11 protein-coding genes, 1 pseudogene and 1 riboswitch are annotated in these 15,709 nt (G+C 72.5%); of the genes and pseudogenes, 5 read left to right on the plus strand and 7 right to left on the minus strand.

Going from position 1 to position 15,709, the window contains the following annotated elements:
* Positions 1–9: 9 nt before the first annotated feature.
* The 4 genes from EDD93_RS36570 to EDD93_RS36585 all read right to left on the minus strand — a co-directional run bounded on the left by EDD93_RS36570 (position 10) and on the right by EDD93_RS36585 (position 5,533).
* Positions 10–1,266: a cytochrome P450 gene (locus EDD93_RS36570; RefSeq protein WP_123530816.1), complete on the minus strand. Its 1,257-nt coding sequence runs from the start codon at positions 1,264–1,266 to the stop codon at positions 10–12.
* Positions 1,263–2,558, minus strand: coding sequence for a cytochrome P450 (locus EDD93_RS36575; protein ID WP_123530817.1), 1,296 nt, complete (start codon positions 2,556–2,558; stop codon positions 1,263–1,265). The genes EDD93_RS36570 and EDD93_RS36575 overlap by 4 nt, the downstream gene beginning before the upstream one ends.
* A gap of 203 nt (positions 2,559–2,761) precedes the next feature.
* The gene (locus tag EDD93_RS36580; RefSeq protein ID WP_123530819.1) at positions 2,762–3,154 is read right to left on the minus strand and encodes a hypothetical protein; all 393 of its coding nucleotides are present in this window, start codon (positions 3,152–3,154) and stop codon (positions 2,762–2,764) included.
* A 49-nt stretch (positions 3,155–3,203) separates the two neighbouring features.
* Positions 3,204–3,313: riboswitch (SAM riboswitch) on the minus strand.
* Between the two features lie 153 nt (positions 3,314–3,466).
* Positions 3,467–5,533 (minus strand): phosphocholine-specific phospholipase C, encoded by a 2,067-nt coding sequence (locus EDD93_RS36585; protein ID WP_123530821.1) that lies wholly within the window; start codon positions 5,531–5,533, stop codon positions 3,467–3,469.
* Positions 5,534–5,827: 294 nt separating this feature from the next.
* Here EDD93_RS36585 and EDD93_RS36590 point away from each other — a divergent pair.
* The 3 genes and pseudogenes from EDD93_RS36590 to EDD93_RS36600 all read left to right on the plus strand — a co-directional run.
* Positions 5,828–5,995, plus strand: a pseudogene (locus tag EDD93_RS36590) (SAM-dependent methyltransferase); the annotation flags it as partial.
* 215 nt (positions 5,996–6,210) lie between these two features.
* Positions 6,211–6,690: a hypothetical protein gene (locus EDD93_RS36595; protein ID WP_123530823.1), complete on the plus strand. Its 480-nt coding sequence runs from the start codon at positions 6,211–6,213 to the stop codon at positions 6,688–6,690.
* A gap of 66 nt (positions 6,691–6,756) precedes the next feature.
* Complete coding sequence (locus EDD93_RS36600) at positions 6,757–8,577, plus strand: hypothetical protein (RefSeq protein WP_260256110.1); 1,821 nt, start codon at positions 6,757–6,759, stop codon at positions 8,575–8,577.
* A 6-nt stretch (positions 8,578–8,583) separates the two neighbouring features.
* Here the strand turns inward: EDD93_RS36600 and EDD93_RS36605 are convergent, their stop codons facing one another.
* The 3 genes from EDD93_RS36605 to EDD93_RS36615 form a co-directional block, all read right to left on the minus strand.
* Complete coding sequence (locus tag EDD93_RS36605; RefSeq protein ID WP_123530825.1) at positions 8,584–10,734, minus strand: tetratricopeptide repeat protein; 2,151 nt, start codon at positions 10,732–10,734, stop codon at positions 8,584–8,586.
* Between the two features lie 212 nt (positions 10,735–10,946).
* Entirely contained in the window at positions 10,947–11,615 is a 669-nt protein-coding gene (locus EDD93_RS36610; RefSeq protein ID WP_123530827.1) for a flavin reductase family protein, read from the minus strand.
* A gap of 148 nt (positions 11,616–11,763) precedes the next feature.
* Entirely contained in the window at positions 11,764–12,585 is an 822-nt protein-coding gene (locus EDD93_RS36615; protein ID WP_123530829.1) for a maleylpyruvate isomerase family mycothiol-dependent enzyme, read from the minus strand.
* A gap of 169 nt (positions 12,586–12,754) precedes the next feature.
* Between EDD93_RS36615 and EDD93_RS36620 the strand changes: the two genes are divergently transcribed.
* Complete coding sequence (locus EDD93_RS36620) at positions 12,755–13,480, plus strand: response regulator transcription factor (protein WP_185092635.1); 726 nt, start codon at positions 12,755–12,757, stop codon at positions 13,478–13,480.
* 82 nt (positions 13,481–13,562) lie between these two features.
* On the plus strand, positions 13,563–15,587 hold the full coding sequence (locus EDD93_RS36625; RefSeq protein WP_123531650.1) for a HAMP domain-containing sensor histidine kinase: 2,025 nt from the start codon (positions 13,563–13,565) through the stop codon (positions 15,585–15,587).
* Positions 15,588–15,709 lie beyond the last annotated feature (122 nt).

A 15,709-nucleotide genomic window follows, 5' to 3' on the forward strand; every position in this document is an offset into this window, starting at 1 on the left:
GGCCCGGACTCAGGCGTCGAGCAGTACCGGGAAGGCCTCCATGTCGTTCTGGGTCATCACCGGGAGCTTGCGGATGTCCGCGTCCGGCACCGCGAGTCGCAGGGCGGGGAACCGGGCGAAGAGGGCGGGCAGGGCTATCCCCGCCTCGACGCGGGAGAGCGCCGCGCCGGGGCAGATGTGCGGCCCGTGGCCGAACGTCATGTGCCGGATGGGGGTGGGGCGGGTGATGTCGAAGGCGTCCGCGTCGGCGCCGTGCTGCTCGAGGTCCCGGCCGATCACCCGGTACGAGATGACCACGCCCTCGCCCTTGGCTATGACGTCGTCACCCACCTGGATGTCCTCGGTGGCGAACCGCATCAGCAGATGGGTGGTCGGGGTGTCCCACCGCAGCGTCTCCTCGATCACGGTCTCCCAGGAGACCTCCCCCTCCAGGACCATCCGCAGCTGGTCCGGGTGGGCCAGGAGTGCTCGAACCGCGTTGAGTATGAGGCCGATGGTGGTCTCGTGGCCGGCCGCGACCATCGCCTTGAGGTTGCCCACCACCTCTTCCTCGGTGAGCGGCTCGCCGCCCTCGTCGGCCAGGATCAGCGCGGAGGTCAGGTCGTCGGTGGGCCGTGCGGCCTTCTCGCGGACGAGTCCGGCGTAGAAGACGTCCAGCTCGGCGAGGAGGGCGAGGCGTTCGTCCTGCGGGGTGAGCATCGAGAAGAAGGCCTTGTACTGCCTGGTCAGCATCGCGTTCTCGGCGGGGTCCACGCCCATCAGCATCCCGACGACCCGCATCGGCAGCGGCTGCGCGAACACCGATTTGAGGTCGACGACGGCCCCGTCCCTGCCGCCCTCCGCGAGCGCGTCCAGCAGTTCCTGGGTGAACTTCTCGATGTCGGGCCTGATGGCCTCCAAGCGGCGCGGGGTGAGCGCCTGCGAGGTCTTGGTCCGCAGCCGCCGGTGCTCGGCGCCGTCCACGGTGAACATGGACCGCCCGGCGTCGATCATCCCGATGAGCGGCCACGCGTGCGTCACCTCGCCGCTCTGCCACAGCCCCCAGGCGTCGAGGTCCTTCACCAGCCTCGGATCGACCAGGAGCCGGCGGGCGTCGTCATAGCGGGTGACGGTCCTGGCCGGTACGCCGAGCAGCTCGATCCGGGCGAGCCGGCCGGCTTCGCGCAGCCTCGCCGTCTCGCCGTCCAGGTCCTGGACCATGGGGTCGATGACGACGGTCGCGACGCTCGGGGCGGCGGCGTGCGCGGCGGCGTGAGGGCAGTTCACGAGAGGTCTCCTGTCGTACGAACGGGGGTGAACCGAACGGGGAGCGAGGTGGTCCCGCGCAGGAACGCGGAGGGCCGTCGCACGAGGTCCGGGACGGGGACCCGTAGCTCCAGATCGGGCAGCCGGTCGAGCAGCACCTCGATGCCGGTGCGCGCGATGGTCTCCGCGATCTCCTGGGCCGGGAAAGGGCACCGGTACTCGCCGTGGCTGAAGGCGAGATGCGCGCCGTTGCCCCCTTGGGCGCAGGGGCCGCCGCCGGACAGGCTCTGCCGGATCAGCGGATCGGTGTTGGCCGCGCCGAGCCCGAGCAGCAGCATGTCCCCCGCCGCGATCGAATGTCCGCCGAGCCGGGTGTCCCGGGCGGCCCAGCGTCCGGCGAGGATCTGGGTCGGCGCGTCCTCCCAGAGCACCTCGTTCATGGTCTCGCCCACACTGCGCCGGCCGCCCGCCATCGAGTGCGCGAACTCGTCCTCGGTGAGCATCAGCCGCAGCGAGTTGCTGATCCAGTCGGCGGTGGTGAGGTGCCCGGCGGCCGTGATGGCCATCAGGTCGAGCATGTACTCCTCGTCGGTGAAGGCCTCGGGGGAGGCGAGCATCCGCGAGGTGACGTCGTCGCCGGGCTCGGCACGCTTCGCGGCGACCAGCCGTGTCATGTGCTCCCCGAAACGCAGGTGGGCCTCCTGCGCGCCCGGACCGCCGTCGGCCAGGTCCTTCAGCACCCGGGCGATGCCGGCGCCCTCGTCGTCGGGGAAGCCGACCAGCCGTGCGAGGACGAGCACGGGAAGGGGTTCGCAGAAGTCGGCGACGAGGTCGGCGGCGCCCCGGCTGCACACGGCGTCGATCAGCCGGTCGGCCAGCTGCTCGCTGTGGCGGCGGATCTCGAACGGGTCGGCCCCTTCGAGGGCGGGTCCGACCATCCGCGCGTGCCGCCGGTGCTCGTCCCCGGCGCTGAAGTAGATGGACGGCAGCGGTCGTCCGACCATGGGCAGCAGCGGCCAGTCGTCGGGGATGTGCTCCCACTGGTTCCACAGTCCGACATCGCGGGGGAACAACTCACCGTCGCTGGTGACCTGATGGAGCTCGCGGTACCCGATGACCAGCCAGGCGGGGAATCCGCCCGGCAGCTCGACGGGGACGACCGGCCCGTGGTCCCGCCGCATGGCGCGGTAGACGGCCTGCGGCTCGGTCTGGAACGAGGGCCCGCTGAGGGGCACGGCCCCCGTCCCCGCGTGCGCGGGGCACTTTGGAGGGGGCGAGGCGGACTCGGGCTCTGTGGAGGATGGGCGCGTCATCGTCCTGACTTCTGTGGCGAACACGTCACGCGTCACGATCGTGCGATCAACGCACGTCCACTATAAGGATGTTATGTGACGCCACAGCGGTCAATGGCGATCAATTGTGCGCCCCGAATGAAGCAACAGGCTGACAAGTCACGACAATTGATCACCCCGTCGAAGCCCCGTCTCCACCCGGGGACGGCAGCCGCCGCACTCGGCTACGAGCGTCCGGAAGCCAGGTCTCCGCACAACTCGCCGCTCTCCAAGGCGACGTTGACGAGTCCGGCGACCCGGTCGGCACCGTCGACGAGCTTGAGCGCATGCCACCGGGCGAGCCAGTACACGCGCCCCCGGTGACCGGCGAGCGATTCCCGCAGCCCGTCGGGAGCGTGCGTCCACACCCTAGGAAGGCTGCCCGCGCAGTCGAACGCGGCACGCAGCTCGACCCACCCATCGTCCCGGACATCACCGGCGGTCAGCAGTATCTCAACGGCCTGACCGGGCTCCTGCCGGCACTTCTTGGCATGGATCCAGTGCACTTGATGGCCTGCGGCGTACCGGTCGCAGTCCTCGCTCCGCACGGAGCCGTGCTCGGTGAGATGACGCAGCATGGTGATTCCCGCCTCCCGGGGATGATGGACCCCGAGCGCTCTGCACCGCGGTCCGCTGTTCCCCGTACCTCGCGCACGGGGCAGGTCGTCACCCGGAGCACCCGCAGCGGAGCGGGGTGCCGTCCAGCAAGCCGGGGCTGCGCACTGGAACTCATGACCCGGCAAAAACCCTAACGCACCGCGGCGGCACCCTCCGACACGCCGGGCCCAATCAGCCGACGGGCAGTCAGGAACGCACAGGGCCGGGCCGGCCCGGCCCGTGCGCCCCCGACACTCCGCGCCGGCTGCCGGTTACGGCGCCGGGGCGGCCGGTCAGCCGGTGACGAGGCCCGGGTCGCTCGTGCCGGCCTCGCCCGTCTCGACGTGTCCGGCGAACCGGCGCAGGAACGTGGCGTCCGCGTCCGACACCACCGTGACGTCGTACCAGCGCTTGCTCCCCCGCAGGTCAACGGTGTGCTTCACGGTGGCGCCCGCCCGCACGGCGAAGGTCTGCGCGCCCCCGCCGTACGCGTCCGCGTTGCGCACGGTCAGCTGGACGGTCCCCGAACCGGTGTGGGTGAGGGTCAGGTCGAGGGCACCACTGGCCGGGTTGTGACGCGCCGTCACCTCCGGTCCGGCCGCCTTGCCGGGCCCACGGAAGCCGCGCAGGAACCCGTTCGGACCGTGCACGGTGAGGTCGGTCACTCCGCCGGAGTAGGCCGTGTTCCAGCTGTCGGAGACCGACTTGCCCGCCTCGGTGGTGTAGGTCCAGGGCCCGTCGCCCCGGTTCGGCGACGTCACCAGGAACTGCGCCCCGGCCGCGTCGCCCCCACTGAAGGTGAGCCGGTACTTCCCGGCCCCGGGGTCGGCCGCTCCGTCCACGAGGGGCGCGTACCGCAGCGGCCGGGTGGGCCGGGTGCCGGTCTCCTGCTTCGGCACACGGCCGGAGACCGGCGGTACCGGTACGTAGTCGGGGTGCCGGGCCCCGTCCGGCGGCGCGTATCCGTCCGTGGAGGGCAGCTCGGCCGGTGCGGCATCCGTGCGGCTGAAGTCGAATGCCGAGGTGAGGTCACCGCAGACGGCCCGCCGCCAGGGCGAGATGTTGGGCTCGCGCACGCCGAAGCGCTTCTCCATGAACCGGATGACGGAGGTGTGGTCGAAGACCTCCGAGCACGCGAACCCGCCGGTGCTCCAGGGGGACACGACCGTCATGGGCACGCGCTGGCCGAGCCCGTACGGCCCGGCCGCGTACCGGACGTCGCCGGGGAAGTGGTCGGCCGAGGTGTCCACGGTCGACAGTCCCTGCGCCGCGCCCGACGGCACGAACGGCGGCACGACATGGTCGAAGAATCCGTCGTTCTCGTCGTAGGTGATGAAGAGGGCGGTCCGGCCCCAGACCTCGGGGTTGGAGGTCAGCGCGTCCAGCACCTGTGAGATGTACCAGGCTCCGTAGTTCGCGGGCCAGTTGGGGTGCTCGCTGTAGGCCTCGGGCGAGACGACCCAGGAGATCTTGGGGAGCGTACCGGCCCGGACATCGGCCTTCAGGTCGTCGAGGAGCCCGTCGCCGTTCTTGACGTCGGTACCGGTGCGCGCCTTGTCGAAGAGGGGGTCGCCGGGCTTGGCGTTGCGATAATTGTTGAAGTAGAGGAGCGAGTTGTCGCCGTACGTCCCCCGGTACGCGTCGTCGATCCACCCCCAGGAACCGGCGGCGTCGAGCCCGTCGCCGATGTCCTGGTAGACCTTCCACGACACCCCGGCCTCCTCCAGCCGCTCGGGATAGGTCTTCCAGCCGTACCCCGCCTCGTCGTTGCCGAGCACGGGGCCGCCGCCGGTTTTGTCGTTGCCGGTGTACCCGCTCCACAGGTAGTAGCGGTTCGGGTCGGTCGAGCCGAGGAACGAGCAGTGATATGCGTCGCAGACGGTGAACGCGTCGGCGAGGGCGTAGTGGAACGGGATGTCTGCGCGTGTGAGGTGGGCCATCGTCGTGGCCGTCTTGGCCGGCACCCACTGGTCGTACGCGCCCTTGTTCATCGCCCGGTGACCGCCGGCCCAGTCGTGGTTCAGATCCTGGAGGAACTGCAGCCCGAGGTCGTCGGCGGGGGGCCGGAACGGCAGCACCTCCTTGCCGAGTCCGTCCTTCTGGTGCCAGACCGGCTTCCCGCTGGGCAGCGTGACCGGACGCGGATCACCGAAGCCGCGCACACCCCTCATGGTGCCGAAGTAGTGATCGAAGGAACGGTTCTCCTGCATCAGCACCACGATGTGCTCCACGTCCTGGAGCGTGCCGGTACGGCCCTTCGCGGGCAGCGAGGCGGCACGGGCGATGCTGCTCGACAACGCGCTGAAGGCGACCGTGCCTCCAGCGAGCTGCAGGAGGCGGCGACGGTTGAGTTCTGCCATGAGTGGGGCCTCTGTGGGGTGAGGAAACATAAGGGCGAAAACGACAGGAGTGTTCCAGAACCGGCGGGCCGACGGAAGACCCGTGCGGTGTGCACGCGGTGGCATTCGGCCGAACAGTCGGCGACGGTGCGGTGGAAATCCTGTCCACAGCCTCGACAGGGGTCCGGCATCCCAGCCGCCCTCAGCGACCTGGGCCCCTCCCGTCTCCGGTACGAACCGCCGGACGTGTCAGGGTTGTTGGCACCTGCGTTGGGGACGGCGGAGTTGTTCCGCCCGGATGACCGGATGACCGGCGGCGCCGTCCCCTGCTTCCTGCGCCCCGTCGACCGGATCGCGGCGTTCTTCGACGGCCTCGAACTCCTCGACCCCGGGGTCGTCTCCGTCCCCCTCTGGCGCCCGGACGCCCTGTCCTCCGCCCCCCGGGAGATCGGCGAGCACGGCGGCCTCGCACGCAAGCCCTGACGCGCCCGCAGCGGCGCCGGCCGTCCGCACCGCACACCGGACCGCAGGCGCCGGGGACGTTCGCCGGCGCCCTCTCGTCGCAAGTGCCCCGTTGTCCCCTGGGGGACAACCCCCAGGAAGGTCGGGGGAAAACCGGGTCGTGGGGAGGACGCCGGGTCCGTAGGTTCTGGGGTGAGATCTTCTTACCGCCCCACCACAGCCTCCGGAGGCAGCTCGTGACCGCGCCAGACCGTCAGCCGACTCGCACGCCCCACGCCCTTGTCGCGGCCTTCGTGCGCTTCGTCGTCTGCGGCGGCGGGGTCGGGGTCGCTTCCAGCGGGGTGCTGATCCTGCTCCACGACCGGATGCCGCTGGCCCTGGCGAACGCGCTGGTGACCGTGGTGTCCACGGTGATAGCCACCGAGTTGCACAGCCGGGTCTCCTTCCGCAGCGGGCGCCGGGGGTGGGGTGTGCACCTCCAGTCAGGCCTGACCGTCGCCGTGAGCTACGCCTTCACGACCGGCGCGCTGCTCTGCCTGTACGCGTTCCGGTCCGATCCGTCGGCCCTGGTCGAGCAGAGCGTGTACCTGTCGGCGTCGGCGCTCGCCGGGACAGGCCGGTTCGCGCTGCTGCGCGTGGTGGTCTTCGGGGAGCGGAAGGCAGCGGGGGCCCGCACCCGGGTGCTCAGGAAGACTTCCGTGGCCATGGCCGCCTGACGGGGGCCGATATCGTGGCCTGCCGGCCGGGCAGTCGCGCGGTCCATGGGCCGAGTGGGGGCGCGGGTGACACAGGGACGGGCCGAATGGCTGCGGGTGCCGGTCGGGGACGGAGCCGTGCGGTGGGCCACCCGCGGGAAGTGCCTGCGGGTGCTGGTCGTCGTGCACAACGTGACCTCCGCGACCCGGCTCCTGGATGTGCTGCCGCTCTTCGACGGCGATCTGCGGATCCAGCTCCTCGCCACCTGCCCGCAGTCCTCCGCGTTCTCGGCCGGCACGGCCGAGCTCCTGGCCGGAACCGGCGTGCCGGTACTGCCGTGGGAACAAGCTCTGCAGACGCCGGTGGACCTGGCCGTGTCCGCCAGCTTCGGTGGCGAACTGGAGCTGCTTCGGGGCAAGTTGGCCGTGCTCTCGCATGGCGTTGGGTACACTAAGAGGCTGGCTGCACCGGACACCGGACACCGGACACCGGATGCCGGGGCCGCGGCAGGGACAGAGGCTGGTGCCAGGGCTGGATCGGAGTCCGGTCCCGTGCCCGTGTTCGGGCAGGCCCCGCAGTGGGTTCTGTCCGACGGCGTACCCGTGGCGGACGCCCTCGTTCTCTCGCATCCCGAGCAGTGCGACCGGCTGCGTGCCGCGTGCCCCGAGGCAGCGCCGACCGCCGTACTCGCCGGTGACCCCTGCTTCGACCGCGTACTCGCCGCCCGCCCCTACCGCGAGCGCTTCCGCCGGGCCCTCGGGGTACGGGCCGGACAGCGGCTGATCGTCCTCAACTCCACGTGGAATCCGGCATCCTTCTTCGGGGACGGCGGCACGGGCGGCGACGATCTGCTGCCCGCGCTGCTGCCCCGGCTCGCGCGCGAGTTCCCCGTGGACGAGTACCGGTTCGCCGCCGTCCTGCACCCCAACATCTGGCACGGCCACGGCCCCGGCCAGGTGCGGGCCTGGCTCGACCGGGCGCGGCGTGGCGGGCTGGCGCTGATCGATCCGCTGGAGGGCTGGCGGCAGGCGCTGGTGGCGGCCGACGCGGTGGTCGGGGACCACGGGTCGGTCACCTTCTACGCGGCGGCGCTCGGCACTCCGGTGCTGCTGGCGGCGGCCCCGCTGCACGAACTCGATCCCGAGGCGCCGATCTCCGACTTCATGCGGGTGGCGCCCCGGCTCGATCCCGGTGCGCCGCTGCGCGAGCAGGTCGACCGGCTCGTCGAGCGCCACCGGCCGCTGCCGGGGCCCGCCGAGTTCACGACGTCAGTGCCGGGTGAGGCGGCGGCACGCCTGCGGTCCCTCTTCTACTCGATGATGGGTGCGGCGGAGCCGGAGTGGCCCGCCTCGTTGCAGCCGTTGCCGCTGCCCGGCCACGAGCCCGTGTCCGTCACGGTCCCCCTCCACGTGCTGACCCGGGTGTCGCACCGGGGCGAGGTCACGATGACCCGTTGGGCGGGTGCGCCCCCGTCGGCCGGATGCGCGGACGGGGACGTGCACATCGCCGTGCACGAGGACACCCGTGACGTGGACGGACTGGAGCTGGCCGACGTCGTCTTCCGGGACGGCCGGCCCGACGACCCGCGCTTCGGTTCTCCGGCGCTCTGGACGGCCGAGGTGCTGGACCGCCACCCCGGCTGCGCGCTGGCCGCGTTCGTGGCCGGGCCGTCCGAATGTGTCGTCAGACCGAGGGGCGGGCGGCTCCTCGGTCTGACGTCGGCGCCCGAGGCCCCGGTGGACCCCGCTGCCGCCGCCTCCGCCCTCCACGCACTGCTGGGTGCCGGGGACGGCGGCGGGAACGCCGTGGCCGGCCGGCTCGTGGCCCTGCTGGCCGACGGCGGCTTCACGGTCCGGACCGGGGCCCGGAGTGCGCGGGTCCGCGTCGTCGGCCTGTCCCCCGGGTGACGCGCCTCAGCCGCTGTCCCGCTCCCCGGCCGTGCAGCGCTCACGCATGGAGCGCAGATACGCCACGTGGTACTCGGCGCTCTGACCGCTCAGCGTCGTCATCGCGGCTTCGATCAGGGGGCGCGCGGCGGCCACGTCCGACTCGTCCAGCCAGGTCTCGGCCAGGTCCGTGAGGGTCCGGGCCGTGTTGTACGTGTCGCCGCCCGCACGGAAGTGACCCAGCGCCGTATCCAGCCGGTCCCGGGACTCCTCGAACCTGCCGAGCCCGCGCAGGGCACGGCCTCGGTGGCGTTCCAGCAGGGCGCGTGCGCGGGGGACGTCGGCGGCCCCCTCGTCATCGGCCCGCATCGTGATCAGCACGGCGTCCGCCGCCTCGAAGCACTCGTAGGCCTCCTGGAACCGCCATTGCCGCAGCCTCAGCAGCCCGAGGAACTCCGTGGCCGACGCCTGGCCCCGCTTGTGCCCCGCCGACTCCTCGGCCCGCGCCGCCGCGAGCGCCTCGGCCTCCGCCTCGTCCCACAGGCGCAGCTCGGTCAGTGTGTGGGCGAGTTGGGCGTGCAGGGCCCCCGCGTCCGCGCTTCCGGGCAGGTGGGCTTCGGCGAGCCGCGCTCCGGCGCGCAGTGCGGGCAGCAGCGTCTCGTGGCGACCGGCCTTGAGCTGCAGCGGCCACAGGGAACGGCACAGGCGTACGGCCGAGGCCGGATCACCGGACTCCTCGGCGCAGTGGACTGCCTGGACCAGGTTCCCGGACTCCGCGACCAGTGCGTCGAGCGCGTCGCCCCGGCTTTCGAAGGCCGGTGTCCCTCGGGCGCCGGAGGGCGCGGGGACCCGCCAGCTCTCGGGCAGTACCTGGTGTGCCAAGGATGTCGACAGGTCGACGTACCAGCGCAGGGCCCGCGCCAGCGCGGCCGAGCAGGCGGCGATGCCCTCCTCCTGTACGGCGGCGGCCTCGGCGTGCACGCGGACTGCCGGGCGGTAGTGGTAGCGGGGCAGGGCATGGGTGGTGGTGTTGCGCTCCAGCAGGAGTCCGTCCGCCAGTTCGTCCAGTCGCCGCTCGGCGTCCTCGGCAGTCGTCCCGGTCACCCGGGCGGCCACCGCCGCGTCCAGGGCGGGCCATTCGCGTACCGCCAGCAGTCGGTACAGCTTCGCCGTCCCCGGTTCCAGGGAGCCGTAGGTGTCCTGCGCCGCCGCCCGTACGGGGTCGCCGCCGGCCGGCGTGCCCGAGACGGGGGCGGTGAGGCGGGGGGCCGCCGCGCGCAGGGCGTAGGGCGATCCGCCGCAGCGGGCGAGGACGGAGGGCAGGGTGGCACGGGCTGCGGCGATCGCCGGCTTGTCCACGAGCCGGGTCAGCAGCCGTACCGCGTCCTTGTCCGTCAGCGGGCCGACCGGAACGCGTACCGCGTCGAGACCGGGGAACGGGTTACGCGCCACCACGATCGTGAACACGGCCGGCGCGGAGGTGAGGAGCGGCCGGATCTGGGCTGCCGAGTACACGTGGTCGAGAACGATCAGCAGTCTCAGGTCCGCCACACAGAGACGGAAGAACTCGCTCAGCCGGTCGGCAGAGGTGGGCATCTCCTCGTCCGGTACACCGAGTTGGCGCAGCAGGGCACGGATGACGGTTCCCGTCCCACGCGCGGCGGCAGCGGTGCCGGCAAGGTCCGCGTAGAGCTGTCCGTCGGGGAACAGGCCCGCCTGGCGTACCCCCCAGTGCACCGCCAGCGCGCTGGTTCCCATGCCTTCGGCGCCGTGCACGAGAGCCAGCCTCGGGGTTCCGTCCGCGCGACGCGACGCCTCCCGGTCGAGGCTCTTGAGCCCCTCCTTGCGGTCGGTGAAGAACCTCGTCGAGGCGGGGAGACCCGGCTGACCGGCCCGGGGCACGGCGCCTGCGGGACCCCGGCCCGCGCCGCCCACCCCGCTCGCGAACGCCGCCCAGGAGGAGGCGAGTCGAGGGTCCTGGCGGAGCCCGTCGGACACCATGCGCGCCACGGCGTCGAGTTCGCCGGGCGCGGTGGGCGCCGGAACCTCGCGGCCGGCGATGCGGCGGACGAATCCGCCCGTCGACTCCCACGCCCACTTCCCGGCCTCGTTGGCCATTCCCGAGCCGACCGCACCGAGCACCGCCGAAACGGCCGTCAGCGAAATGGGATCCAGCATGTGGCGCACTCCCCGTTCCCGGCGTTCCGCGCGATGCGCCCTCCCCGGCACCGCCGCTGCCACCGTGCGAATGCAATCTACCGAGTCGGGCGGTGCCAGGTGTGCGCACGCGCTCCCGGAGGGGGAGTTGACTGTTCCCGCGACCGTCCCAGGAACCGGGCGATGCTCCTGATCTGCCGGGGGGCTCGCGCTCGGGATGTCCCGCGTACTCGTCAGGCCGTCCGGGAGCGGAAGCTGTGGCCGAGTTCGGGCCCGAGTCCGTAGTAGTGGCGGAAGTTGTAGATCAGCGGGCTCCACGCCGCCGGATCGATGTGCTGGGAGCCGGGGACGACGATCCGGGGATCGGCGTGCACCTTGAGCACGCGGGCCTCGACGATGAGGAAGTCGCCGGAGGCATCGGGGCGGGCGTGGGCGACGCGGGCTTCCAGTTGCAAGGGGCATTCGGCGACGCGGGGCGGCCGGACCAGTTCGGAGGGCTCGGGGCGCAGTCCGGCGGCGGCGAACTTGTCCGGCTCGAAACGGAAGGCGTCGCGCTTGTGCTCGGGGACCGGGGCACGCCCGGTCAGCGGTGCCAGTCGCTCCACCGCGGCCCACTGCGCGGACGCGGGGAGGTTGATCACCAGGTCATGTCGGCTGCGGAGGTTGCGGGCTGTCTGTCCCGCCGCGCCGAGGCCGAGGACGATCACGTGGCCCAGCGCCCAGGCCGAGGACATCGGTGCCAGGTTGAAGGAGCCGTTCTCGTTCTCGGTGGAGAGCAGCACGACCGGCGTTCCGAAGTACAGGATGCTCGGCGTGACGGGCACGTGTTCGGACGGCGGGTCGGTGGGCACTCGGTCCGACGGCGGGTCGGTGGGCACGCGGTCTGGCGCTGCGGTGTTCATACGGCCGACGGTAGGGCGCGGACGCTTCGGTGCCGGCCGAAGGATCACGGGGTGACGACGGAGCGCGACGAACGGCCGGAAGGCGGCGCGCCCGTGCGGGGAGCCCCGTAGCGCGGCGGCCCGTACCGGACCGGCCGTCGGACGGGGCTCAGGGCGCGGTGAAGTACTCCGGGAAGCGCGGCCCGATCCACGGTTTGCGCCCCCACGCCAGGACCCGCCCCCTGGCCATGGCGCCCGCCGGGGCGATGCGGCCGAGTGCCATCAGCAGGAACGTGACCGGCTCGATGGAGATCGTGCAGTCCGGGCGCTCCGGCGGCCGGTGGCCCACCGTCACCGCACCGTCGGTGAACGTCACCCCGAAACGGCCGCCGCCCCACAGCCGTACCGCGTAGCGGGCGGTGAGGCCCGCCGTGGCGGCGGCGTCGGTCACCCGGGGCATGGCCTCGACGAAGAACGGCAGTGTCAGCCCGGCCCTGGGCCGGTCGACCATGTGCGGGCGGCCCAGGGCCCGCGCCAGATCGTAGCCGTGGCCCAGCATGTGCGTGAGGAGATACGAGCCGAGGACCGCGCGGTTCATCGGCCCCATCGGCGTCTTCAGCGTCTCGTCCACGGGGTGCGCGGCCACCGCGTCGAGGAACGCGTCGGTCTGCGCCTCGATCATCGCGGCCAGCGGCTCCCCCGCGCGTTCGCCGAACGCGGCGAGGGCCCGTTCGTTGGCCGCCGCCAGGCCCTGCGGGGTGCCATCCCCGTGGTCGCGCGGGCGGCCGGCGGCCACCTCGGCCATGAGCTGGTTGGCCTGCGCCAGGTGCGCCGCCGCCTCCCCCACCGTCCACTGCGACCTGGGGACCGGCCGACCGGTGCCGGGGGCGGCGCGCAGCAGCGCCGCGATGTCCGCGGCCGTCGCCCGTACGGCGTCCGCCAGCCCTTCGGGCAGCCTGCCCCGTACCTCGTGCCCCGCCACCGGCTCCACCCTGTTACCGCCTTCGTGAACGCCGTGCCCGTCGCGTACGCCTCGTCCGGCGTGCGACGCGCGCGGGCTGTCGCGCAGGCCAGTTACCTGCGAGTACACAAGAGCAGCTCGGGGGTGCCTCGGGCAAGGGATCGACGTCCACCGTTCGAACCCCTCTACGATCGAGCACGTGTGCGCAAACGTGATCGTCGCTGAAGACGACGAGAAGCAGGCCGAACTCCTTCGCCGGTACCTCGAACGGGAAGGCCATGCCGTCACCCTCGTCGGCGACGGCCTCGCGGCCCTGGACCTGGTCAGGCATTGCGAGCCGGACCTCCTGGTCCTCGACGTGATGATGCCTCGTGCCGACGGTCTGGACGTGGTACGTGTCCTGCGTGCCGAGTGCCGGGAGCTGCCGGTGCTGATGCTGACGGCCCGGACGACCGAGGACGATCTGCTGCTCGGACTCGACCTGGGCGCGGACGACTACGTGACCAAGCCGTACAGCCCGCGTGAGCTGATGGCCCGGGTCCGTACGCTGCTGCGCCGCAGTCGCCGCGCCACGGGCGCCGATCCGGCCGACGACTCGCTGCTGACCGTCGGTTCACTCGTCGTCGATCCGGCCCGGCACCTGGTGTCGGTCGGCGGTGAGCCGGTCGAGTGCACCCCCGGTGAGTTCAGGATCCTCGCCGCGCTCGCGGCCGAGCCGGACCGGGTCTTCTCACGGCAGCAACTGCTCGCGGAACTGCACGGCTTCGACCGGTACATCAGCGACCGCACGGTCGACGTACACATCATGAACCTGCGCAAGAAGGTGGAACCAGCCCCGCGCAGACCGGTCCGGCTGCTGACCGTCTTCGGCGTCGGGTACAAGCTGACGGACCCGGCGAAGGCGGCGACACGTGCGTCGTCGTAGCAGCGAAGGACAGGCGCCCGGCTCCGGACGACGGGCCCCGGACCCCGGGCAGCGGACGGCCGGCTCCGGACCACGGGCCCGACTGCCCCTGCGCAAGAGCCTTTTCGCCCGGCTGCTGGCCGTCTCGGCGCTCGTGGCGGCGTGTTCGGTCGCCGCGACCGCCTGGCTCGCCGTACAGACGACGTCCGGCGCGATCAGGCAGGAGCAGGGACAGAACCTCACGGCCGACGCCCGGATCTACCACAGCCTGCTCGGTTACGCGGCGGCTCATCCCACCTGGGAAGGCGTCGGGAAGACGGTCCGTGACCTGGCCGAGCAGTCCGGCCGGCGGATCGCGCTGACGACGGAACGGCGCGCGCCGCTCGCCGACTCGGCCGACCCGGAGTCGTCCGCCGCGCTGCCGGCGCAGGCCTCGGCGATCGTCGACCCGCTGTCGGTGGACACCGCGCTGGCGGCCGAGACCGCGGGCGCGTCCGGGGCTCCGGCCGACCGGGTCGATCCGCGGGCGGTCGGGCCGTTCCGGCTGCCCGCCGAGGAGCGTGAGGCGCTGCAGAAGATCGCGGACGGGAAGGTGGCCTGCCTCGGCTCGACCGGGATCGCCTCGGACGTGGTCCGCAGTGCGAGCGGGCGCCCGCGGATCCAGGTGGTGGGCAACGACCCCGACCGCCTCCTGGGAACGCGCTGTGCCACCGATGAACTGGACGTCCCGACCGCGACCGAGAAGAAGGCGCTGAAGGCCCTCAACCAGCTGGCCGACGCCTGTCTGAAGCGCCAGGACCGGGCCGGCGTCCACCTGAAGCTCGACCTGTCCTGGGGGCAGCCCCCGGAACCCATGCCGGCGGTTGCGGCCCCCAGCAAGCAGCCGGACGAGTCGCCCACCCCCGTTCCGACCTACGCGCCCACCGAACCGCCCGGCGACCGTGACGCCCGTCCCTCGGCCGCCGTCGGCAACGGTGAGGACGACCGGGCCATCGCCTCCTGCGTCGGCACCGCCCGCCGCGAACAGCTCGGCTCGTACGTCGCCTCGCCCGCCCTGCTGTTCATCGGTGACACCGGCGGCACGACGGTGCCCGGTTTCGATCTCTCACCGGCGAACACCGCGAAGATCGCGGGCACGGCGGCTCTCGTCCTCGCCCTCACCGTCGGCGCGTCGGTGCTCGTGGGTGCACGGCTCGTGCGCCCGCTGCGCGCGCTGACGGGCGCCGCCCAGCGGATGCGGGACGGCGAGGACAGCGTGCCGGTGCTGGTCGCCGCGGACACCGAGATCGGGCGGCTCGCCGCCACGTTCAACGACATGTCCGCCCACCGCGCCCGGCTGGAGGCCCAGCGCAAGGCCATGGTCAGCGATGTCGCCCATGAACTGCGCACCCCGCTCAGCAACATCCGGGGCTGGCTGGAGGCGGCGCAGGACGGAGTGGCCGACCCGGACCCGGCGTTCATCGCCTCGCTGCACGAGGAGGCGGTGCAGTTGCAGCACATCATCGACGACCTCCAGGACCTGGCCCAGGCCGACGCGGGCGCGCTGCGGCTGCACGCCGGACCGGTACGCATCGCGGAGTTGCTCAGCCAGGTGGCCGCCGCGCACCAGGCCCGCGCCGAGACGGCCGGGGTCGCGCTGACGGTGCTGCCCGCACCCCCGGACCGCCCGGTCCCGGGGCTGACGGCCGATCCGGTCCGGCTGCGCCAGGCCATCGGCAACCTGGTCTCCAACGCCGTACGCCACACCCCGTCCGGCGGAAGCGTCACGCTGCGCCCGTACGGCTCCGAGTCCGGGGACGCGGTGCTGGTGGACGTCACCGACACGGGCAGTGGCATAGCGCCGGAGGATCTCGCCCATGTCTTCGACCGTTTCTGGCGCGGCGAGAAGTCCCGCAGCCGGCGTACGGGGGGCAGCGGGCTGGGCCTGGCGATCGTACGCAAGCTCACGGAGGCGCACGGCGGCACGGTCACGGCGGTGAGCGAGCCGGGGCAGGGGTCGGTGTTCACCCTCCGCCTTCCGGCCGACCGCGGGGATGCGGCCGGTGACGGCCCGCCGGAGGAACCTCCGCCCGCAGACGTCGCCGCCCAGGGACCGGACCGTTCCGAGGGCGGCTCCGGACAGCCCTGATGCGATGAACACAGCGTCCTGACAGCTTCTTCATAACTCCCGGACAGCCTGTCGGCACGCCTCGCACCGCGGTGCGATTCCGCATCACGGAGCCGTCGAGGCCGTCCTGGAACGGAGCCATA

Origin of the sequence: Streptomyces sp. 840.1, from assembly GCF_003751445.1 — a bacterium.
GTDB lineage: Bacteria > Actinomycetota > Actinomycetes > Streptomycetales > Streptomycetaceae > Streptomyces.